The following is a 22,993-nucleotide window of genomic DNA, read 5'->3' on the forward strand; positions in this document are numbered from 1 at the left end:
GGGGAAGGGTGATATAAAAGAAAAAGCGGGAAACGGGATTCGAACCCGCGACCCCCTCCTTGGCAAGGAGGTGCTCTACCACTGAGCTATTCCCGCGATCATTTAGGTAGATCCATCATTTATAGGAAAAGTAAGGTGTAAACACACTTTTTGGAGAATCATTTACTCTTCAAAATTTTTTGAAAAAACGGAATTAGATTTTTAGCAAGAATACGATGTCCTTCTGCAGTCGGATGAATTCCATCTTTCTGATTTAAATTTTTGATTCCTGCAACTCCATCTAAAAAGAAAGGAACTAAAATTAAATTTTCTTCTTTTGCAATTTTAGGAAAAACGGCTTCGAATTTTTTTCTATATTCTTTTCCTAAATTTGGAAAAGTCTTCATACCCAAGAGAAGAATCTTTGCTTTCGAATTTTTCTTTCTCACTTTAGAGATGATCTCTTTTAAATTTTTTTCGGTTTGATCCGGAGAAATTCCTCTCATGGAATCGTTGGCTCCTAGTTCTAAGACGAACCAATCAAATTCGGAGGACATTGCCCAATCCAAACGAGATAGCCCTCCGGAACTTGTATCCCCACTTACACCCGCGTTGATCGTTTGAGAAATAATTCCTTTTTTAGAAAGTTCTTTTTCTAAAAGCGCAGGAAACGCTTCTTCGGGAGAATTAAGACCAAAACCCGCTGTAAGACTATCTCCAAAAAATAATATTCGGATCGTTTTAGAATCCGAATGAATAGAAGTAAAAAAGAAACAACCTAAAATAAAAATCAGGATCTTGAAAAAAAACATAGATCGCCTACTCCCGGAATTTGTTTTTACAGAATTTCCGGTTTTCTTATTCTGTCAAACTATGATCCGACGTTTTCTTTTTGTGTCCCTACTTCTTTTGGGTTTCCTAACCATACTCTATTATGTAAGTTCTTATCAACAAGATCTACAAGCAAACAGTTTGGATGGATATTTAGAATTCCAAGCCAAAGAAATCGTAAACAAGATGAGTCCCGAAGAATTGTCGGGACAGGTAATCCACGTGTCAATCCCCGGCAAAATCTTAGATCAAACTGCAGAGAAAGAAATCGAAGAAATTCTACCTGGGGGAATTATTCTTTTCGGAATCAATTTAGGCACAAAAGAAGAAATCTCAAATCTGAATTTAGAGTTACAAAAGAAGAGTATAGAATTTTCCAAATTACCTCTTTTGATTTCAGTGGATCAAGAAGGTGGAAGAGTTTTACGAGTAAGAGACGGAGTCACTCAGTTTCCGGGTGCAATGGCTTTAGGACAAACCAAAAATTCTGACTACGCGTATAAGGTAGGTTTTGTAACTTCTTACCAACTTAGAAAACTAGGACTAAATTTTGTTTTTGCTCCCGATTTAGATATCAATAACAATCCAGATAACCCAGTCATCAACACTCGTTCTATGGGAAGTACTCCAGAAATGGTTTCTATCGCAGGAATTGGATACGAAAAAGGAGCAAGAATCGGCGGAGCTATTCCTACAATCAAACATTTCCCTGGTCACGGAGACACAAACGTAGATAGCCATTTAGGACTTCCAAAGATTGATAAGACTTTAGAAGAATTGGAAAAAATGGAGCTCATTCCGTTTCAAGAATCGATCCAACAAGGCGCAGAAGTTATTATGAGCGCTCATATCGTATATCCTAAGTTAGACCCTGATTTTCCGGCTACACTTTCCTCTAAAATTCTCAAAGGTATCTTAAGAGAAAGAATGGGATTTAAAGGTGTGATCATCACAGACGCAATGGAAATGGATGCAATCGATAAACATTATAAAGATAAGGATCCTGGGGTTCTTGCTATATTAGCAGGAGCTGATATACTTCTCATGACTAGTTGGGGAAAAACCACCAGAGATATGAAAAATCAAATTTTGACCGCATATAAAAATGGAATTTTTCAAAAAGGAGAAAGGGATCTTTTAAAAGAAGCAGTATACAGACAAATTCTATTAAAATTAAAACATGGAATTGTCTACGAATTCTCTTCTAAAAAATTGGAATCAAAAGAAAAACTATCCGATTTAGAAATCAAAGAAATCGACTTTTTTCAAAACCAAACTGCACAAAGAGAAAAAAACTTTTCAGAAATTTTTTCTCCTAACCTAAACACGGAAATTTCCAGAGCTTCGATCGTCTCTTTTCCTTCTTTATTTGATCCTAGTTCAGTCAAAATGGAAGAGACAATATTTTCAGTCCGTGGAAAAGAATTTGAAACTGCATTAGAAGAAAAGAATATTCTAAATGTAAACTTTTCAAAAATTCCAACGCTAATAAAACAAAATAAGTTCAAACGAATTGTAGTAGTTACGTTCAGTCAATTAGAATTAGAACTCGCCGCAAAACTTGCAAAACGTTATTCTAACTTAGAAGTAGTTGCACTTCATTACGGAAGTCCATTTCTAAAATTAAATATTCTTCCAAACCTTAAAATTTTATTTTCCTTTTCCCCTACGTTAGAATCTAAAAAGGCTCTTTTGTATTCAGTACTAGAAAGAAAATCTACAATTCCGGTCGTAGATCTAATTTTAAAAGGTGAAAACGAAAAAACCGCGTCCCAACAACCATGATACACGATTCCGGAAATCCGATCTCTAAGGTCGGACGACCCGGAGTTTATATACACTATCCCTATTGTATTCAAAAATGTGAATATTGTGATTTTTATTCCGTAGGAAACGGTAAAAATCAAATCCCGGACGAAACCGGACTTTTCCAAAGATACAAAGAAGAAATTATAACAAGAATTTCGGACAATCCTTTCTTTTCTGACTTAGAATTTGACACTATTTTTTTCGGAGGGGGTACCCCTTCCAGAGCAGAAGTTTCTAAAATTTCGGATCTAATCGTTTTTTTACGAAATAATATTAATTTTTCAGAATATTCAGAAATTACTATAGAATGCAATCCGGAGGATATTACTCCAAATTTTTTAAAGTCCATTGAACAAGCCGGAATCAACCGTATATCCGTGGGAATTCAGAGTTTTGATCCGGAAAAACTTCAATTTTTAGGAAGATATTACGACCCGGATCGTTATGAAAAAGTTTTAGAAACTGTGAAAAACTCAGGGATTTCCAATTTTTCCGCAGACTTAATTTATGGAATTCCGGGTCAAACGATTCAGGAAATACTACGAGACATTCAAAAGGTTTTGTCTGTTGGAGGAAAACATATCAGCCTCTACGCGCTTACCGTGGAAAAAGGAACGGAATATTCCAGAAAGGTAATGGATAAAATTTCTCCGGGTCCAGAAGAAGAGATCCAAGAAAAAATTTTAAAACTTTTACCTGACTTACTTTCGCCTTATGAATTATTTCAGTACGAGGTTAGCAATTTTTCTAAACCTGGTTTTTTTTCCAGACACAATCTCAAATACTGGACGATGGAATACTATCTGGGAATTGGTCCGGGAGCGCACGGCTTTCTTCCTTCTGGAAGATATTCTAATCCTAAAAACGTAGATACTTATAAAAGAAAGTATTTTTCCGAAGAATATACAAAACCAGACTTCTATGAAGAATTGGTTTTATCTTTATTTCGTTTATTCCAACCAATTTCGATGAAAAGTTTTTATGAATTGATTCCAGATCAAAGTCACATTTTAGATCTGCGGCTAAGAAAGTTTCAAGAATCCGGACTCTGCGAATTTTCAAATGGGATTTTTCAATGGAAACCAGAAGCAGTTTTATTTTTAGATTCTAAAATTTTAGAACTAACCTCTTATTAATCGAATCTATTTTAACATGAGTTCGGCGTAAGGGAATCGATGAATGAACTAAAGCAAAACGCTTTCCTGAACTCAGCGTCTCACTCCCCCGAACTAAAGCAAAACGCTTTTTACGAAAGCGTTTTAGGTCGTTCGACAGGTCGCGTTGTGGAGTCAAGTTATTGGTATTTTATGAAAATTGAATTTGATTTTATAATTTCACAATAACTTGACCGGAGCTGAGAGCCCGGTAAGGCTGCTTATGGCACGAAGTCGCCCGGGTTTTCTTACGTCGAACTCATATTATTTTACAATTCTTTTGAACACTTTCTTATTTGATTCCAAGAAACAAGCACTTCTATTTTATCATTTGAATCGAGCAGTCAAAATTTAAGTTTTCAGTAATTTTACACAGTCTTTGTAGAAACAGTTTAAAAAAGTTACGACTGAAACAACAGATGCTGACTTTTTAGATAAAATTCTATTAAAATGACCTAATTTAAACTATAAATCCACTGATAAAAGTAAATTCGGCCTATTTTCAATCTTTAAACGTACCTGGGTAATATTCAAAAATAATTGTATACAATTTTCAATATATACCAGATTTATAATCAAACCTGTATATCAATACATAAAAAAATAGATTTTGCACTGTTTTGTACCCAAACTATCTATATTTGTTCAAAACTTTCCGAAAAAAAATCCATTGAGCAAATTTACGGCGCAATTCTTTTTATTCTAACAGTTAGGGAAAATAGGATGATAACGACGAATACAAAAATACATTACTTTGAAATTTCCGTTGAAAACCATCATTGTAACGAGGACAGAAGCCTAAATCTAGAAAATGTACAACTCTTTTTGAACGAAGCCAGAAAACAAGCTCTCAGAGAAATCGAATTGAATTCTCAAAACTTAGATCTTACTCATATCGAACCAATTGTGCTTTGGTCGGAAAGCGATTATAGAGGTCAGATCCATTTTCCGGATTCGATTTTAGTTCAAACCGAATTTAGGACCATTACAAACGCACGTTACAGAATTATTCAGAAACTGATCCGAAAATCAGACAGCAGAGTTGTTTGTAATTCGAATTCATTTTGTATTCTTTTTGATTCCAATCGAAACAGACCTTGGAAACAGTCCGTTTCTTTAAGAGCAGTTTAAAGTTTATTCTAAAACCTTAAGATCAATTGGATTTATCGATAAAACAAAATCTTTTTGAAAATGTAGGAACTACTACATTTCTTAGAGAAAGAGAACTTTATAAAATCGTAATTAGTCTAAAAAGACGTAACTGTGGGAACTACCACATTTATTATAGTTCGGAATTTATAGAATGATGTTACAATTCATCTTTTACAGCTCTAAAATAACGTGGGTTCGGCGTAATAAAACAAGCAAAAATTTTCTATAAGTGGCAGTTCCCACATTTCCAAACATATCTGTAAAATCGTGATTTGCGGGAATTCCTACAAAAATCGTCGTATGCACAATTTATAGTTTTTGAGCATTTTTTTTAATACAAGTCATCTCAAAAATATCTTAGAGTTCGGTATTTTAAACAAAGATAAAATATTTTTAAGATAGGTTATATCATAATTTCTGTATGCGTTCCTACATTTTAGGAAACGACTTGTAAAGTTTAAGACCCGACACTTCTGTAACGAATTGCAATTTGTCCGGTACGAACAATTTCTTCGATCCCATATTTGGACATGATTTCTACGATCGCATTTACTTTGCGGGAATTTCCTGAATACTCTATCGTTAAAGAAGAATGTGTTAAGTCCGCTATTTTTGCTTCAAAGACCTCACATACAGAAAGAATTTCCGTTCTAGTCGCTTCGGTAAGTTTTACTACAAGTAAAACGAGTTCTCTACTTACACAATCGTGATATGCAAGATCTTCCACTTCCAAAACATCCGGAAGTTTTAAAAGTTGTCTTTTGACTTGATCTACCGTAGCCTCGTCTCCTTTGACTACGATCACCATACTTGAAATTTCTGGATTTACGGTAACACCTACCGCAATCGAATCTATATTATAACTTCTGCGAGTAAATAGTCCGGATACATGACTCATAACTCCGGGATGATTGTTTACCAGAATTTTTAGAATATGTTTCATACTTTTTTTAATCCGGCGAAATCTTTAAATTCGATCATTTCCTTTTGAGACTTTCCAGCTGGTATCATCGGAAATACTTTTTCCTCTGCTGGTATCATTACTTCTAAAAATACGGCTCCATCGTCTTTTGTGAAAAATTCAATCGCTTTATCTATTTCCGATTTATCTGAAATTTTCATCGCGGGAATAGAATACGCTTCTGCGAGTTTTACAAAATCAGGATTAAAATTCCACTCAGACTCTGAGAATCTTTCTTCGTAAAATAATTCCTGCCACTGACGAACCATTCCTAAAAAGTTATTATTGAATACTAGAATTTTTACTCCCAATTTATTCGCTGCGATAGTTGCTAATTCTTGAATATTCATTTGAATCGACCCGTCACCCGAAATACAAATGGTAGTTTTATCCGGTCTTCCAAATTTTGCTCCAATCGCGGCGGGAAGTCCGTAACCCATCGTCCCCAATCCTCCAGAAGTGAGCCAATTGTTTGGTTCATCCATAAGATAATATTGAGCGGCCCACATCTGATGTTGGCCCACGTCCGTCGAAACAATTGCTTTCCCTTGAGTTTTTTTATAAAGACGTTCCAAAAAATCCTGTGGTTTAATTTCATTTCCAGAATTGTCAAAATCCAAGGGATGTTCTTTTTTTAGACTTTGAAGATGAGTAAGCCATTCCTTACGTTCTTGTTTTTTTACAAACGGTAAAATAGCACTTAACGTGTCTTTTAAATCCCCGTGTAAAAGGTAATCCACCTGAATTCGCTTATTAAACTCCGCTGTATCTATATCAATATGCGCTCGAACCGCTTTTTCCGCAAATTCTCCTATTTTTGCAACCCGGTCATCAAACCTAGCTCCTAAATTAAGTATATAATCACATTCTAATACTGCTTTATTTGCAGTAGCGGTTCCGTGCATTCCCAACATTCCAATACTTAAGGAGTGAGTTCCCGGAAAAGACCCTAGCCCCATCAGAGTTGTTGTCACCGGAATCCCCCCTTTAGTAGCTAATTCTAAAATTTCTTTAGAAGCACCTGCGTTAATCGCACCTCCTCCTACATACAAAAGAGGTTTTTTAGATCGATTGATCGCTTCCGCAAATTCTTCTAAATTTCCGCTAACCGTTGGTTTTTTATAATGATGAGGAGCAATTTTTAATCGGGAAGCTTTTCTTACATTAGTCAGTTCTGTTTGTACATCTTTAGGAAAATCTAATAAAACTGGTCCTGGGCGACCACCTAACGCAATTAAGGTGGCTTCTTCAAAATGCCTTGCTATATCGTCTGCCGATTTTATCAGAGCATTGTATTTTGTGATCGGTATGGTAATTCCAAAAATATCCGCTTCTTGAAAAGCGTCCGTTCCTATCGCATTCGTAGCCACCTGTCCCGTAATGGCTAGAATCGGAACCGAATCCATCTTTGCATCAGTAAGTCCGGTAACTAGATTAGTTGCTCCCGGTCCAGATGTTGCAATACAAACCCCTAACTTTCCTGTCGCTCTTGCATATCCTTCTGCCATGTGAACCGCACCTTGTTCATGTCTTACCAGGATATGTTTGATTTTTTTACTCTTATAAATTTCATCATAAAAGGGAAGAATGGCTCCGCCAGGGTATCCAAAAACGACATCCACTCCGTATTCTTCCAGAAGTTCCACCATCAATCTGGCACCGGTTACTCTTCCTGATTCTGCAGACATGATTTCTCCCCCTTAACGTCCATAAAGATAACGGAAAGGCTACTGTCAAGAGGAACCGTATTTTCAAATCCTCAACTCTTTTTGAGAAAAATGTGGTTTTAGGTTGTTTTAGAAACTTTAAAAGTGAATGAATCTTTTAAAATTGAATCCACACAAAACGTCATTTGTAGAATGAACTCTACTCTTCTTCTATTGAATCAAAAAATTTTTATAAAAACAAAAGCAGAAATTTTTTTCCAAAATCCAATAGACAAAATGGACTAGTTTCTAAATTCAAATCACTTTTTATTTTGAGAGTAGAATCATACGTTCTTATTTTCTTTACAGAATATTTAAGCTCAAAAGAATATTCAATCAATCTAGTGCGTCAAAAATAATAATGCGAATTCTAAATTTGGAAGAAAACAAACTTTAAAAGAGAGAATCAAATGGAAAATCCTAACGTGGAAAAAGAAGAAGAGGATAAACAATTTGCCGTCATCAAAGGACTCGCTAAAGAAGCCTATAAACTTTTAGACTCACACCAGTTTCCAAAAGCAGAAGCAAAGTTAAAAGAACTTCTGGAAAAAGATCCACACAATACTTATGGCTTAGTGGGAATGGGAGATCTGTTTTTTAAGAAAAAAGACTATAAGAATGCTATCGAATATTATCATAAATGTATCCAAGAAGATCCTTCTAATAAATTTTCTCTCATGGGATTGATGAATTGTTATCGCGAAATGAATCTTCTTTCCAGAGTAATCGAAGTAGCAGAAGAATACAGACACATCACTATCACGGACGCTTCGATTTTAAGCCGAGTCGCGGACGCACACAGAAAATTAAAGAACTTTAAAGAATCAGAAATTTATTATATGCAAGCTTTACAGATCAATCCTAAAGATCAGTATGTGATCGTGGGTTTAGGTCATCTTTATTTCGCCTGTCAAAAATATAAAGACGCGATCCATTGGTGGGAAAAACTACTTTTAATTCAACCGGACAATATTAAAATTTTAACCGAAATAGGAAATTCCTATCGTAAAATCAAAGACTATGACGAAGCAATTCAGTATTACCATAGGGCTGCGGAATTAGATCGAAAAAACTTTTTTGCGTTATACGGTCTTGCAGAAAGTTATCGAGGTAAAAAAGATTTCCACAAAGCAAATCAATATTGGGAAAGAATTCTAGAATTTGATCCAGACAATAAACTCATTATTAACCGTTATGCGGATAGTTTAAGGGGTATGGGTGAATTCGACAAAGCTTTGGAATGTTTTAACAAAATTTTAGCAGAAGGAGAAGACTATTTTGCACTTCTTGGAAAAGCTTCTTCTCTTAAATTAATTGGTAAAAAAGATAAAGCAGAAGAAATTTATCTAGACCTACATAAAAAATTTCCGATGGATCCAAGACCTCTTTTAGAACTTTCTGATCTACACGTTGAAATGGGTAAACCTACGGAAGCAATTCGATTATTGGAAGACTTTCAAAAAAAACAACCTCTGAACGAAGAAATCAAACATAAACTTGAAAGTATTCGAGGCGAATAACTTCCATTTTCTTTCATGATAATACTATCTCAAGGGGAAGGTATCTTTTAGAATTTCCGTCCTAACTTAAGGATATTATTTTTAATTCCACAAAAACAAAACTCATATCATTTATTTGGTGAGTTTTGAAAACTAAAATCGCATTTTAATTTTCGCATCCGTTTTCCTAAATGATTAGCGATCTTTTAACGCAAAAATCAATTTTTGATCCGTTCAATTCTTACTGATCCAAATACAACAGAATAAATTTCGGAATAATTTTAGTTTAGAGACAATGTTTCTGTATTTCTTTACAGAGCCTCAAGTAATATATTTTCATTATATTCTATTTTTTGCAATTATTTTATATCACACAAGTCATTCGAAAGTTAAGGACAAAAATCTCATTTTTTCTATATACAACTTTATCTATTTACTTCTCAAAAAATGAGAAAGCATCTTATCTCCCAAGGGATATTTTATATAAATAGCAACTAACGTTCATTTTATCTAATATTTTTTGCTTTGTCCTTGTATTAATTAAAGTAAATCTACAAACTTATACAACACATATAACGTATACTTTCGGAATAAAAATCATGAACGACAACATTACAAATTCGATTCGTAAATTCATTCTTCATTTTATTTTAATAACCGAAGTAGTTGGATTTACTCTTACGATAGGTATAGCCATTGTATTTTTTAGTACATTTTTGGAAATGGATTCCGATCAACTTAAGATTGCAATTCGTATCACCTTGATCACCGCAATTTTTACTCTTCTGTTCGCAATTATTTCGGATACATATAGATTAAAGCCCATTCATAAATATCTTTTTATGTTAGAAAAAGGGATCACTGATAAACAGATCGTAGTCAATGCACAAAAATCGGTATTTCGAATTCCTCTTTTTCACTCCATAGACATAGGTCTTAGAATACTAGTCACTGCTTTTGTAGTGATCTCTCTACTCAGTCAATTTATAATTTTAGAAACAGCAGATTACTACAACCTGGGATCTCTTACTCTCATTATGTGTCTTTTTGTAGGGGTATATACTTTTTTTGCTTCGGAACAATTAACTTCCAACCTAATCAAATCGGGGGCGTTCGATCATATTAACATTTCCTCTTTGAATAAGGTCCGCCTAACTCGTTCACTTACGATAACCTTTATTTTCATTGTTTTCGTTCTTGCAATCGCCGTTTCAGGTCTAGTTTTTAAACTCAACTATTCCGGAATTAGAAAATCTTATTTCAATCAAATGAATAATATGAACGAAACTCTCAGTATTTTTACTGAATCCATTTTCGAAGAAGTTCGCTCGGACTCTGAAAAACTTAAAAGTGATCCTTTTTTTATTTCTTTAATTAAGAATTATAAAAAAGACGAAACTCAGAATTTTTTGAAAACACTTTTAGAACGTTCTCCAAAATATGAATTCATTTCGCTTATCAAACCGGAAAATCAATCTTGGAAAGTTTTAACGGGAACCGAAACTCTGAGCCCAAAAGCAGATTCTATTTTAAAGGACTTTCAACTTCCTTCAAAAGAAATAGTTTTAGAAACGATTTCTAAACATAAAACTTTCTTTATCAAACCCATCTCTTCCCCTATTTCTGGAACTCCGATCCTTTTAATTGTGGAAACGATTTTTGAAAACTCGGACATTTTTATCGCGTATTCTCTCAAAATAACGGATCTTACTCAAAAAATCATAGGTTCGATTAAGATCGGGAAGTCTGGTCATATAGGTCTTATGGATCGTGAAGAAACAGTAATTAATCATATTAATTCTTCTTTATATTTGAAAAAACTAAAAGATATCCCTCTTTATGAACAAGTTAAAAATTATAATTATGATGTTCCAATTCGGTTTCTTTCCGAAGGTAAATATAGATATATAATTTTTCATAAAAATAAAAAATACGATTTTATCACGTTTACTTCAATTGAAAACGAAGAGATCGCGGGAGAAGCAATCATTTGTGTTTACGTTATGACCGGGATTTCTTTTTTTGGTCTTTCTTTTATCGGAATTCTGATCTATCTAATTCTTAGAAAAAGGATTCGTCCTTTGGAAGAAAGTAGAAAAATTTTAGAATCTATGACGGAAGGAGATCTTACCAAAGGACTTCAAGTTTTTTCAATGGATGAAATCGGAGAAATGAGCGTTTCGATCAATCTGTTCAATAAAAAGGTAAAAAAGATCTTAAATAAGATTATTACCGCATCCGAAAATCTTGCAGGCTCTTCTGATGAGATGTCTAGAGCCCTGAATTTTATCTCTGCAAACACGCAAAACCAGGCGGCCTCTTCGGAAGAAATTTCGTCTTCAATCGAAGAGATAGTCGCCGGTATGAACGGAGTGGAAATCCAAACCAATGAACAAGTTTCCTTGTTGAATCAACTCGCTTCTGATATGAATCAATTTTCGGATTCAATTCATAAAATTTCGCATAACATGGAAAAGACGATGTCAGAGGTGGAAAGAATTACAGAAGAAGCAAAAAAGGGAGGAAATTCCTTGGAACTGACCAATCATTCGATCACTAAGATCAGTAATAGTTCAGAGGATATTTCAGGAGTTATAGAAATCATCAATACAATTTCGGAACAGATTCATCTTTTGGCGTTAAATGCGGCAATTGAAGCTGCAAGAGCCGGTAACGCGGGCAGAGGGTTTGCTGTCGTGGCAGATGAAATTTCTAAACTCGCAGATAAGACTACAAACAGTATTAAAGATATTGAACGTATTATTAAAAATAATGAAACTGAAATCGGAGCCGGAATTCAAAACATCACGGATACGGTAAACGTCATCAGTGGTATCATAGAAGGAATTTCCGAAATCAACCACCAGATGAAGGTAGTAAATCAATTTATGGAAAACCAACTTTCCAAAAATGATCAGATGAATCTCACCACAAAAGAAGTCAAAGATAGAGCCGACGTAATTCAAATTTCGGTTCAAGAACAGAAAAATGCGATTGAGGAAATTTCGAAAACGACCGCTACAATCAACGAGCTCAATCAATCCTCTGCGGCCTCTTCAGAAGAACTTAGCTCCAATTCGATTGGCTTAGCGAAATTAGCCGAAGATTTAAAACACGAAGTAGTATTTTTTAAACTTTAATTCTAAAGATGGTTAACTTAAAGTATTTAAAAAGCACAAGAAACCCTTGATTTTTCCACCCTCCGTTTTACTCTGCGCTTATGGAATGGGAAAAAGTACTCAGGGACTCAGTAAAAGACAATAAGATCAAGGAGTTGCATCTTAGAAAAGTCCCCACTCTCAAAACCTGCGACGATTGGAGTAAAGTCCGAGAAATAGGACTTATTGATCATAAGACCAAATATGCACACTACAAAGGAGGGCTGGTTAAGTATGGAGACGCTCTCTTTTTTGTTACGGACGAAAGACTCCAAGCCATAGCACCTTACCGTAAATGGGAATTCAAATCTAAAATCAAAGTAGAAGAATAGTCTATTTTAGAATCTTGTGAATAAAACAAAAAATAACTTTTTTCAGACTTAAAATCAAAAATTTTCCTAAGCAATTTTCGAAAAAGCTTCTCAAAGAGAAAAATCAGAGTTTGTTATATTTCATATTTCTAATATTTTGAAATTTTAATTTTCTAAACTCAGCAATCGAACAAAACAACGTGGGTTTTAAGATTTTGGCATTCGGGTAGAAAATGATCTAAACTAAAAATTAGAAAACCGAATTATTGATCTTAATACGAATTATAAATCGATCGGAAAAATATTTAAGAGACCCGTCTATTCCAATAGAATCGGCTTCTTTAAAATTTTAGCTCTTTTAGGATTTTATGAAGATGTTGGGACAAACTGACTTTAAAGTAGAGGGTCAGCGAGTTAGGTTTACGATTAAATTCAGTTTTTCGGAAACGGTAATGACGTCTTGAACTCGGTTTTTATCTACCAGTACGGCCGTAGGACCAATTTCATCCAAAACGATTTTTTTTCCTTTGATTTGTCCCAAAAGTAGTTCCATTGTATTCTGATCCTTTGTTCGAACGAGAACACAGTCTTCGGTAATTTCTACTACTGGAAGATTTCCGCCCCAATCTTCTAACAAAAAGAGTAAGTTTTGAGCAAGATCGGCTTTACTAGAACTTTTTAAAAAATCTATAAACTCTACAGGTTTATATCCTAAAAGGATTCCCAACTGAAACGCTTCCTTAGTCAAAACGAAAGTATAAACTCGATCATAATCTTTGAGTTCGGTAAAAGCCTTTAAAAGATGTAGACCATAAATCGAAACACGATCCGGAAACGCGATAATCGTAAAGTCCGGATTGATTGTAATTCCACCTTTCTCCGTCTTATGAGAAAGTTCTCCTGTTTGAAAAAAATATTCTCCCAGCCTAGAAAGAGAAAGAAACCGATTTGGATATTCTACTTCTAAAAGACCAAACAAATGCAGATAAAAAATCACACTCATAATTTCCTTGCGTAGTTCTGCAAGGTCGGACTGAAAATTTTTAGTCCTAAATCCGGGAGAAAGTATTAAATGTTCTCGAATGATATTAGAAAAAATTACAGATAGATGAATTCGTTTTGCCTTGATGATCAGACTGACACATTTGTCTAAGATAGGCTTATCGTAAAAAGGCATTTCGGTCGCAATAAAAACTTCTGCAGGAACAACCCGTTTCATTCGAGCTTCATTCACTTCATGTACGACGAGTTTCATAATTTCGAAAATATCCTTTCCGTTAAACTCGTTCATTTCTTCTCTGAGTACAATATTTTCTCCCTTAATATCTACTATATTCAAAAGTTTTAATACTGGGAGAATCAATTCCATTTGATAAATCTGACTTTTTTCCGGAAAAATCCCTATATCAGGATTGAGAAGTTCTTGTTCGGTTCTTTTATGATCCGCTTGTTTTACCTTTCCGGATTTTGCAAGAACCAATCCCTTGCGACTGATGTAAGATATGAGTTTTTTTGTATTGAGAAAAAAATCGAGATCGTTGGTTGCGAGTTTTTCGGTCCTTTGTTTGGTTCCTTTTTTTACGGAAGGTAAAATCGGATGTGTCTGAACGTATTTTAAAATTTCGTCCGGAATTACGAACACCCGCACGAATTTTTCGTCCACAAAACAAACGTCCACTACAAGGCCCTTGGCAATCAAAGCAGGTATGATCAGTTCGTATTTTCCTCGACTGGTAACAACATAACTGCGTATATCTTCCGCTTCGGAAACACCACCGCTTAGATAAACTCTCACCAAGGTATCTCTTTCTAATTCGGAAAGAGATTGAAGATTTAGATCGATCCCTTCTTCGGAAGAAGCAAGAGCGTAAAATTTCTTCATTCCGTCTAATTGTTTTGGAGCTTTAACGACCGCTTTCCACTCATCTGAAATTTCGGTTGTCTTTTTTCGATCCAAGTATTTTTCCAAAGAGATCTTATACTTGTCTCCCTTTAGATTCTGTTCAAGAGGAACCAGATCGGCAATTTCCTCAAATGCATGATATTTATCTAAATTATTAGTAAGACGTTCTCTATTTTTTCTCTGATAAACGAGATGGTATTTTCGTAAAAGGTTCAATTCCATCTCTACGTTAATCGGAGGGATGTTTACCTTTCTAGAAATTTCTCCCAGAGTAAGTACATTCTTATTTTTAAGAATACTAGAATAAATCGTAACCTGTAATTGAGTAAGTTTTTCAAGAACTCCTTTTAGATAAAAATCGTTTTGAAAAATTTCGTAGAGATAAGTTACGTTTTTATTTTTTTCTTTATAAGGAAGTTTTGTAAGATTCCAAAGACCAGCGACTTTCTTCAGGTCGTTCTGTTCCAGTTTATCGAGTTCCTGAAGTAATACTGAATCGTTACTCATAAGAGAAGATACGCCGAGACGGGTATTTTATGTAGCCATAATCAGAATTTGCTCTCGTTCGTAAACAAAAAAGCTAGTTTGACTCGCAGACATCCGGGTGAATTCATCCATTTTTTCAGACTTCTTTTCTGTAGTTGTATTTTGAATCTAAGCCCAAAATATTTGTGATTATGGCCGGTTTTTTTGATTCCCTGAAAATTGGTTTTGGCGGCGCTTCTCGAATTCTAAACAGCAGTTTTGTATTCTCCACAAAAACCGTTCTTCTTTTAAAAGACCTTGTATTGGGTGATGATACTTTTCCGATTCGACTTAGAGAAGCATTCGAAGAGTTAGGCGCCACCTATATTAAATTAGGTCAATTGATTGCCTCCGCTCCTTCCCTCTTTCCAGACGAGTTCGTTAACGAAATGCAAAAGTGTTTGGATCAGGTTCGTCCAATCCCTTATTCTACGATAAAAACTATCATCCAAAAGGAGTTAGGTGGAAAACTCTCAGATCATTTCCTAAGTGTGGAACCGATTCCAATCGCCTCCGCTTCTATCGCACAAGTGCATTCCGCAATCACCAAAGACGGATTAGACGTAGTAATTAAAGTACAAAGACCAGATATAGAATCTACGTTATCCGCCGATTTAAACCTTATCTACTTTGTTTCGGTTCTTTTTGAAAAATTTGCTCCCGGGCTAAGTAAATCCGGTATTGCAGACATGGTGGAACAATTCCAAACGTCTATATTAGAAGAAATTGATTTTTACAAAGAAGCAAATAATATAGAAGAGTTCGAAAAGGAACTTCTTTCTATGGGAGAAACCAGAGCCAGAGTTCCCAAGGTTTACAGAGAATTATCTACGAAAAAAATTCTCACCTTAGAACGTTTTTACGGGGCTCCAATCACGGACGAAAATTCAATCCGTAGGTATTCTTCCAATCCTCAAAAAACTTTGACAGATGCCCTTGAAATTTGGTTTTCCACACTTTCTAGAAGTGGTTTTTTTCACGCGGATGTACATGCAGGAAATTTAATGATTCTTAGAGACGGTACAGTTGGTTTTATAGATTTCGGTATCGTAGGTAGAATTTCTCCCCACGTTTGGGAAGGTCTGATGATCTTTTTAGAAGGGCTTAGTTTAAACCGAACCGAAAAGATCGCCAAAGGTTTGATACAGATGGATTCTACCGCCAAAGGTGTGGACGAAAAGAAACTATCAAAAGATTTGGAAACCGTCTTTTCTAAAATGACCGAAATGGTCTTGAAGGTTCAGATGGGAGATTTAGAATCCTTGGACGATAAAAAATTAAACGCAATTCTTTTTGAGTTCCGAGAAATTTCAATTCAAAACGGTTTAAAAGTTCCAAAAGAGTTCGGACTTTTAATCAAACAAATTTTATACTTCGACAGATACGTAAAAACGATGGCTCCAGAAATTGACCTGATTCGAGATCGTGATAAATTTCTAATATGATGTTAGACGAATTAGAAAAGGGACAAGAAGCCCCCATCGTTTCCTTACTTTCTAAACCGGGTAAAGAAGAACTATTCCGAAACATTTTGGACATAGGACTACTTCCGGGCACTTTCGTTCTGGTTCTTGAAAAATATTCTTCTCAAAACAAGATGGTAATACGAGCGGGTGAAGTAGAAATAGCAATCCGCAAGATAGAAGCGGAATTGATTCAAGTAGGAGAAATCCGTGGGTCATTCTGATAGTTCTAAAACGTCTCGGATCTTGATGGCAGGAAATCCGAATTGTGGAAAATCGACTTTATTCAATCGACTAACAGGGCTTAGACAAAAAACCGGAAACTATCACGGTGTCACAGTTGAAAAAGCAGAAGGTACATTTCATCACTTAGATCAATCTGTAAAAATTTTGGATCTTCCCGGTGCGTTTAGTTTGGGAGGAAATTCAGAAGATAAACAAATTACAAGTAGAGTTCTGATAGGTCACGAAGCGGGAGACCGTATACTTTTTGTAATGGACGCTTCCCTTGCAGAAAGAAGCCTTCAGTTTTTACTTCAAATACTAGAGTTAAACGTTCCCGTTTTAGTAGCAGTCACGATGAAAGACGTTTTAGAAAAAAAAAGGATTCAACTGAGGTTAGATTTACTTTCAAACGAATTCGGAATTTTATTTCAATACGTAAATCCTAAAAATGGAGAAGGAATCAAAGAACTCAAAGACCGAATCGTTTCTCCAAAAGCGTTTTGCCTTCCCACTCGATCCTTTCCGTGGGACTCGGAAAGAGAAAATTTTTTAAACGATCTTTTAAATTCACTTTCCACAGAACATTCCAATTCTTTAAAGTTCGTTCTGACCAATTCTCTTAAAGAACTTTCTGGCGAAGTTTTACAAAAAGGTCTTCCTGGACTTTCTCTTTTTTCGGAAACTCCCTCAAAACTCATCCGTGAAAAATTTGAGCGTTTTGGCAAACGTTTCACTTATCTGGAAGAGTTAACCCAAAAATCCATCTATATTAAAAAAATATTAAGTAATGCGATTGTAGGTGATCCGATTCCGAACGAAAAGGTTCTTTCTAAAGCGGATAAAATTCTACTACATCCTTTTTGGGGACTAGTTTCTTTTTTAGGAATTATGGCTTTGGTATTCCAGGCACTTTTTACTTGGTCTGAAATGCCTATGGATTGGATAGAATCCTGCGTTCGAAATGTAGGAACCTTTGTAGGAGGTTTTTTAGAAGAAGGTCCTCTTCGTTCTTTAGTCCAAGAAGGAATTATAGGAGGAGTCGGAGCCGTCTTAGTATTCATTCCGCAAATCAGTCTTTTGTTTTTGTTTATTGGTATTTTGGAAGAAACCGGTTATATAGCAAGGGCCTCCTTTGTAATGGATCGTTTTATGGGAAAGTTCGGTCTTTCGGGTAAGTCTTTCATTCCATTATTGTCTTCCGCAGCGTGTGCAGTTCCTGCAATTATGGGAACTAGAACAATTGAAAACAAATCGGATCGACTAACAACGATTTTAGTTTCTCCTTTGATCACGTGTTCTGCGCGTTATCCGGTATACATTTTAGTGATCGGAGCAATTTTTCCCTCAAAAAATATCTGGGGAATTTTTAACGTTCAAGCGCTTACTATGTTTGGACTTTTTCTTTTGGGAATGATTGCCTCTATGCTCACGGCTTTAGTTTTCAAAAAGACTTTTTTTAAATCGGATTCTTCCTATTTTTTAATGGAACTTCCGGCCTACAACACTCCTTCGATCAAAAGTCTGACTCTTACTGTATTCAAAAAGTTGAAAGCATTTTTATCTACCGCAGGACAGATCATTCTGTTTATTTCTATCTTACTTTGGTTTTTGGCAAATTATCCCAGAATCGACTCTTCCCTCTATCCAAACCTTACAGAAGCAGAACTCAAAAAAATACAAATCCGAGAATCCTACGCAGGACGTAGTGGTAAATTTATGGAACCTGTTTTAAAACCGATCGGCTTTGATTGGAAGATGGGAATCGGGATCATCACTTCTTTTGCTGCAAGAGAAATTATGGTCTCCACACTTTCCATCATATACGGAGTCGGCGGGGAAGAATCCACAGACGATCTTAAAGAAGCCCTTCGAAAAGATACAGATGAAAACGGCAAACCAGTTTGGGGATTTAGTAATTCTGTAAGTTTACTTCTGTTTTTTGCGTTCGCCTGTCAGTGTATGTCCACTTTGGCAGTGGTAAAAAAAGAAACAAATTCCGTTTTTTGGCCTCTGTTTCTATTTACATATATGACAATTTTAGCATATTCTACTTCTTTTATAGTATTCCAAATCTGGCAATTATTATCTTAGAAAAAATTAGAATGTTTCAAAAAATCCCATCTAACTTTAAAATTATCCTAAGTTTTACAATTTTGTTTTTGATTTTACTGACTACGTATCGAATTAGTTTTACGATCGTTTTCCTTTCTAAATTTTCTTCCGTGTCTTTTTTTGAAATTATATTGGCATTTTTAGTCGGAATTCGTTTTGACCTTTCTGTCTGTGCAATTTTAATCGGACCCTTTTGGATTTTGTCCTCGATTTATCCTCTTAATCGTTTCCGGACTTACTCTCTTTTTTGGGGAATTTCTCCGATCGTTCTATATTTTTGGGCAATGTCTCATTTAATCGGAGACGTTTTATATTTTGGAGAAACAAACAAACATTTAGGTTACGAAGGTTTTATATTTTTAGGTACTGAGTTTTGGATCATTTTCAAAGCTTTTTTTGTAGGCCATACAATTTTAGCGATCATTTCTTGTTTGTTAATTGGAATTTTACTTCCATTTACGATTTATCAGTACATTCAAAAAAAATTATATATATTCAACCCGACTCAAAAAAAATCAGAGTTACTACAACTTCCTTTTATTGTTCCAATTTTATTTTTGCTCGTGCGAGGTGGGTTTCAATCCAGACCGCTCCGTGCGAGCGACGCAATGATTTCAGAGACTTATATAGTCAATCAATTGGTATTAAACGGAATTTTTACCTCCGTTATGGATATTAAAAATCAATCGATTCCGAACAATTTACAAATCACTTATCAAGATGCGGTCATTTCTGTTCGAAAAGAAATAGAATATCCGACTTCTAAATTTATTTCGGAAGAATATCCTTTATTGAGAGAAACCGAAAAAACCAATCCAGGAAAACCGCCTAACATTGTTTTAATTCTTTTGGAAAGTTGGACCGGAAAATACGCTTATACAAACGGACAAATTCTTCCCGAAGGCAAATTGATCGCCCCACATTTCGAAAATTTAATCCGACAAGGAACCTACTTCCCCAACTTTTTCGCAAGCGGGGGAAGAACCACAAACGGTCTTTTATCCACGTTAACCGGAATACCAGACGGTCCTGGTCTGACCGTAGTCAGAACTCCCAGAATCTTAAGCCGTTTTAGTGGGCTCGGAACCATTTTGAAATCGATCGGTTACAAAACCTTATTTGTTCACGGTGGAGACGTAAACTTTGATAATATGAGTTTTCTTTTTTCGCACTGGGGTTTTGATACCATTTTAGGCCAAGAATACTTCGATTCTTTAAATAAATATAAACCTGGTCCCTGGGGTTACTACGACGGAGATTTGTTAAACGAATTTCATGAAATTCTAATAAAACAAGATACTCCTTTTCTTGCGGCTACTTTGACTCTAACCACTCATTATCCTTATAAGGTTCCCACTCCAGAAGACGAGATATTCTCCTCCAAACTTGAAGAAGCAGATTACTTCAACGTATATAGTTACGCGGATAAATCGATTTATCTATTTTTAGAAAAAGCTAAAAAAGCCCCCTACTTTCAAAACACCGTTTTTATATTTGTGGGAGACCACACACATCATAGAAATCTAGATTATTTCGAAGATAGAAATGTTCCTTTTTTGATCTATTCTCCCGGAAAAATTTCCGCAAAGATAGATGATAGAATTTCTTCCCAACTAGACGTCATTCCCACAATTTTAGGAATCGTGGGTAAAAAAGTACATTTCTCCGCAATGGGTAGAAATCTTTTAGACAAACAAATTCAAGGCGGAAGAGCCTATTTCGCTTTTGGAAATTTATTCGGTTGGATTGAAAACAATTGGATCTTCTATAGTTTTACAGACAAAATTAGAAACTCCTCTTTCTCTATTGTTCCGAGAATCGGAGAAACCGAAGAATGTAAAAACGATCCGGTTCAATGCGAAATGTATCATCTAAAAGCAAAATCATTTTGGAACTTAAGTTATGAGCTAATGAGCCGAAATCTTATATATCCAACTCAAAAATAAAACACGAAGTAAACTATGAACTTTTCAAAAGAATTTTCAATCGCATCCAAATTAAACATAGGTCCTGAACATCCTCCAATTGTTGTAGCAGAAATTGGCCTCAATCACAACAACGATGAAGAAATTGGTAAAAAGACAATTGCAGCCGCCAGAAAAGCTGGAGCTCAAGCGGTAAAATTTCAATCCTATGTCACAGAGGAATTTATAGACATTCACAATCCGGAAGCAAAAATTTTGGTAGATATATTCAAAAAATATGAACTATCCGAAACGATGCATAAAAAATTTCAAAAAACCGCAGAAGAAGAAGGTTTGATTTTTTTCTCTACTCCTCTTTGTATCAGTTCTCTAAATCTGCTTATAAATCTACAAGTTCCAGTAATCAAAATTGCAAGCGGAGACGTAACCAACAAAACCCTTCTTTCAGAAACTGCAAAATCTAAACTACCTGTAATTCTTTCTTCGGGGGCTGCAGATTTTTTTGAACTGAGCAGAGCCATTTCCTTTTTAGAAAAAGAAGGAACAGATAAACTTTGTCTTTTACACTGCGTTTCTATTTATCCCACTCCTCCCGAAAAAGCTAATCTCAAAGTTGTGGAAACATTCAAAAATCTTTATACTTTTCCAATCGGTTTTTCGGATCATACCGCCGGAAGTATTGCCGCATCTGTTGCAGTTTCCTTAGGAGCTTGTATGATTGAAAAACATTTTACTTTAGATAAAAATTTAAACGGTCCCGATCATGTAATCTCCGCAAATCCGGAAGAACTAAAAAGTGTTTGTGAAAATGCTTTTATCTCTTGGAAAATGAAAGGGAATGGCGGAAAAAAACCTTGGCCAGAAGAAATAAACGGAAGATTTTTCGGCAGAAGATCCCTATATGCGGACCTCAAAGGAAATCCGATCGCACTTCGTCCAGATCTGACTCAAAAAGACACAAAATATTTAGATTCCTGGGAAACAGAAAAAACAACTTTCCTGAACCCAAGACCAGGAAAACCTTTCCATGTCTAATCAATTCTATTTTTTTAAATTAGAATATTCAATTTTACGAATTTTATTTCTGACGACTTTTGTTTCTACTTCTGTCATAAGTGCGCCTACCGCCTACGGAAATTTAGGTTCAGAAGTGGATTTTATTGATTTTGGTAGATGGGTGGCCGCACCTTTTAGTTATTCCGTATCGTCCTCATTTTCCGCTGAATACGGTGGATTTAATCTTTTTGATTCAGATCCAAACACACATTGGTATTCTGCCAATCGTTCCGGCCCTGAATGGATCATCGTGGACTTCGGTTCGAAAAGATTGATCAACGGTTTAGAAATTACAGTTCCTATTTTTAGAAAAGAAAGAGCCGTAAAAAAATACGAGATCCAAGTTTTAATCCGAGACGACTGGAGAACCATTTTTACAAATCAAAACGTAGAACTATATAATTTTCATAAACTTGAAAATATAGACGCATCCGTTTTGAGAATTTTTTTTCCGGACTCCACAAATCGTGAAGTTGTAGTCAGCGATCTTAAACTTTTTTTAAATCAAAAACTTTTAAACGGAATTGAACCTAGGTTTAGAGGTTATTCTTTTCCAGTTCCGGGTGGACTCATTCCCGATTTTGACTCTCAACTGCCGAACGCTCCTAGAACTTATCGAAACGGAGTTCATAAGGGAATCGATATATACAAAAAAAGAGATATAGATGGCCAAGTTCGAAACTTAAATTTCCAAGACGAGGCAATCTCTCCCGCGGATGGAGTTGTAGTTAGAGCAGATCATTTATATTCCCCTATGACTTTGTCCGATTATGAATACCATACTACCCAATCCCAAAAAGGAACTGTAACTTATGTAGAAAAAGATTTTGGAGGAAGGCAGGTATGGATTGATCACGGTCACGGTGTAATGACTAGCTTCAATCATCTTTCTTCGATTTATAAAAACATAAAAGTAGGCGAAAAAGTTAAACAAGAAGAACCGATCGGAACCGTTGGAAATTCAGGTTTATTAGAAGAAGCGAAAGGTCTCGCAGAAAATATTCATCTACATTTTGAAATCTGGGTAGACGGTGAATTTTTAGGAAACGGTCTTATTCCCATTCAAGTTCGCAAACTGCTTCAGTTTTTTTTCAAAAGAAACGGAGTGGATTGATTTTTGAACGTAATCAATAGATAAACTTTCCGAATACAAATTCGTAGAAAACTATTTTCCAAGTTTTTACAAGGCGCTTGATAAAATTAAACAATCAATATTTTATAAAA

General features: G+C 35.3%; 16 protein-coding genes and 1 tRNA gene. 12 read left to right on the forward strand and 5 right to left on the reverse strand.

All coding sequences use genetic code 11. The annotated features are described in order from the left end of the window. Nucleotides 1-24: 24 nt before the first annotated feature. Together LEP1GSC059_RS14325 and LEP1GSC059_RS14330 are read right to left on the reverse strand one after the other, a co-directional pair. Nucleotides 25-96, reverse strand: a tRNA-Gly gene (locus LEP1GSC059_RS14325). Nucleotides 97-158: 62 nt separating this feature from the next. Continuing rightward, on the reverse strand, nucleotides 159-791 hold the full coding sequence (locus LEP1GSC059_RS14330) for an arylesterase (RefSeq protein ID WP_002177496.1): 633 nt from the start codon (nucleotides 789-791) through the stop codon (nucleotides 159-161). A 61-nt stretch (nucleotides 792-852) separates the two neighbouring features. Here LEP1GSC059_RS14330 and LEP1GSC059_RS14335 point away from each other — a divergent pair, with 61 nt between their 5' ends. From LEP1GSC059_RS14335 to LEP1GSC059_RS14345, 3 genes are all read left to right on the forward strand, one after another. Next, the gene (locus LEP1GSC059_RS14335) at nucleotides 853-2,595 is read left to right on the forward strand and encodes a glycoside hydrolase family 3 protein (RefSeq protein ID WP_051196109.1); all 1,743 of its coding nucleotides are present in this window, start codon (nucleotides 853-855) and stop codon (nucleotides 2,593-2,595) included. Continuing rightward, nucleotides 2,592-3,755: a radical SAM family heme chaperone HemW gene (hemW, locus tag LEP1GSC059_RS14340; RefSeq protein WP_017214375.1), complete on the forward strand. Its 1,164-nt coding sequence runs from the start codon at nucleotides 2,592-2,594 to the stop codon at nucleotides 3,753-3,755. The genes LEP1GSC059_RS14335 and hemW overlap by 4 nt, the downstream gene beginning before the upstream one ends. 741 nt (nucleotides 3,756-4,496) lie before the next feature. Beyond that, complete coding sequence (locus LEP1GSC059_RS14345; protein ID WP_002177438.1) at nucleotides 4,497-4,904, forward strand: acyl-CoA thioesterase; 408 nt, start codon at nucleotides 4,497-4,499, stop codon at nucleotides 4,902-4,904. 478 nt (nucleotides 4,905-5,382) lie between these two features. On the opposite strand, the gene ilvN is transcribed toward LEP1GSC059_RS14345, so the two are convergent. Both ilvN and ilvB read right to left on the reverse strand, forming a co-directional pair. After that, complete coding sequence (gene ilvN, locus LEP1GSC059_RS14350) at nucleotides 5,383-5,868, reverse strand: acetolactate synthase small subunit (RefSeq protein WP_002146836.1); 486 nt, start codon at nucleotides 5,866-5,868, stop codon at nucleotides 5,383-5,385. Next, the gene (gene ilvB, locus LEP1GSC059_RS14355; RefSeq protein ID WP_002177473.1) at nucleotides 5,865-7,574 is read right to left on the reverse strand and encodes a biosynthetic-type acetolactate synthase large subunit; all 1,710 of its coding nucleotides are present in this window, start codon (nucleotides 7,572-7,574) and stop codon (nucleotides 5,865-5,867) included. Before ilvB ends, ilvN begins: the two co-directional genes overlap by 4 nt. Before the next feature lie 428 nt (nucleotides 7,575-8,002). Here ilvB and LEP1GSC059_RS14360 point away from each other — a divergent pair, with 428 nt between their 5' ends. The 3 genes from LEP1GSC059_RS14360 (at nucleotide 8,003) to LEP1GSC059_RS14370 (ending at nucleotide 12,581) form a co-directional block, all read left to right on the forward strand. Next, the gene (locus LEP1GSC059_RS14360) at nucleotides 8,003-9,112 is read left to right on the forward strand and encodes a tetratricopeptide repeat protein (protein ID WP_002177490.1); all 1,110 of its coding nucleotides are present in this window, start codon (nucleotides 8,003-8,005) and stop codon (nucleotides 9,110-9,112) included. A gap of 578 nt (nucleotides 9,113-9,690) precedes the next feature. Next, entirely contained in the window at nucleotides 9,691-12,231 is a 2,541-nt protein-coding gene (locus LEP1GSC059_RS14365) for a methyl-accepting chemotaxis protein (RefSeq protein ID WP_017214379.1), read from the forward strand. Nucleotides 12,232-12,311: 80 nt separating this feature from the next. Further along, nucleotides 12,312-12,581, forward strand: a complete 270-nt coding sequence (locus LEP1GSC059_RS14370) for a hypothetical protein (protein WP_000454661.1) — start codon at nucleotides 12,312-12,314, stop codon at nucleotides 12,579-12,581. Nucleotides 12,582-12,966: 385 nt separating this feature from the next. On the opposite strand, the gene LEP1GSC059_RS14375 is transcribed toward LEP1GSC059_RS14370, so the two are convergent. Beyond that, complete coding sequence (locus LEP1GSC059_RS14375) at nucleotides 12,967-14,970, reverse strand: helicase (protein WP_002177528.1); 2,004 nt, start codon at nucleotides 14,968-14,970, stop codon at nucleotides 12,967-12,969. A 170-nt stretch (nucleotides 14,971-15,140) separates the two neighbouring features. Here LEP1GSC059_RS14375 and LEP1GSC059_RS14380 point away from each other — a divergent pair, with 170 nt between their 5' ends. Genes LEP1GSC059_RS14380 through LEP1GSC059_RS14405 form a run of 6 tightly spaced genes read left to right on the forward strand, consistent with a single transcriptional unit; the run spans nucleotide 15,141 to nucleotide 22,883 of the window. After that, on the forward strand, nucleotides 15,141-16,433 hold the full coding sequence (locus LEP1GSC059_RS14380; protein WP_017214381.1) for an ABC1 kinase family protein: 1,293 nt from the start codon (nucleotides 15,141-15,143) through the stop codon (nucleotides 16,431-16,433). Next, entirely contained in the window at nucleotides 16,430-16,675 is a 246-nt protein-coding gene (locus LEP1GSC059_RS14385) for a FeoA family protein (protein WP_002177498.1), read from the forward strand. The genes LEP1GSC059_RS14380 and LEP1GSC059_RS14385 overlap by 4 nt, the downstream gene beginning before the upstream one ends. After that, complete coding sequence (gene feoB, locus LEP1GSC059_RS14390; protein WP_017214382.1) at nucleotides 16,662-18,767, forward strand: ferrous iron transport protein B; 2,106 nt, start codon at nucleotides 16,662-16,664, stop codon at nucleotides 18,765-18,767. The genes LEP1GSC059_RS14385 and feoB overlap by 14 nt, the downstream gene beginning before the upstream one ends. 11 nt (nucleotides 18,768-18,778) lie before the next feature. Continuing rightward, the gene (locus LEP1GSC059_RS14395; protein ID WP_017214383.1) at nucleotides 18,779-20,734 is read left to right on the forward strand and encodes an LTA synthase family protein; all 1,956 of its coding nucleotides are present in this window, start codon (nucleotides 18,779-18,781) and stop codon (nucleotides 20,732-20,734) included. A 15-nt stretch (nucleotides 20,735-20,749) separates the two neighbouring features. Next, a complete protein-coding gene (locus tag LEP1GSC059_RS14400) occupies nucleotides 20,750-21,748 on the forward strand; it encodes an N-acetylneuraminate synthase family protein (RefSeq protein ID WP_020980987.1) in 999 nt (332 codons plus the stop codon). Further along, nucleotides 21,741-22,883, forward strand: coding sequence for a M23 family metallopeptidase (locus LEP1GSC059_RS14405; RefSeq protein ID WP_017214384.1), 1,143 nt, complete (start codon nucleotides 21,741-21,743; stop codon nucleotides 22,881-22,883). Before LEP1GSC059_RS14400 ends, LEP1GSC059_RS14405 begins: the two co-directional genes overlap by 8 nt. The last annotated feature ends 110 nt before the right edge of the window (nucleotides 22,884-22,993 follow it).

The sequence above is a fragment of the Leptospira noguchii serovar Panama str. CZ214 genome, from assembly GCF_000306255.2.
GTDB classification, from domain to species: Bacteria; Spirochaetota; Leptospiria; order Leptospirales; family Leptospiraceae; genus Leptospira; species Leptospira noguchii.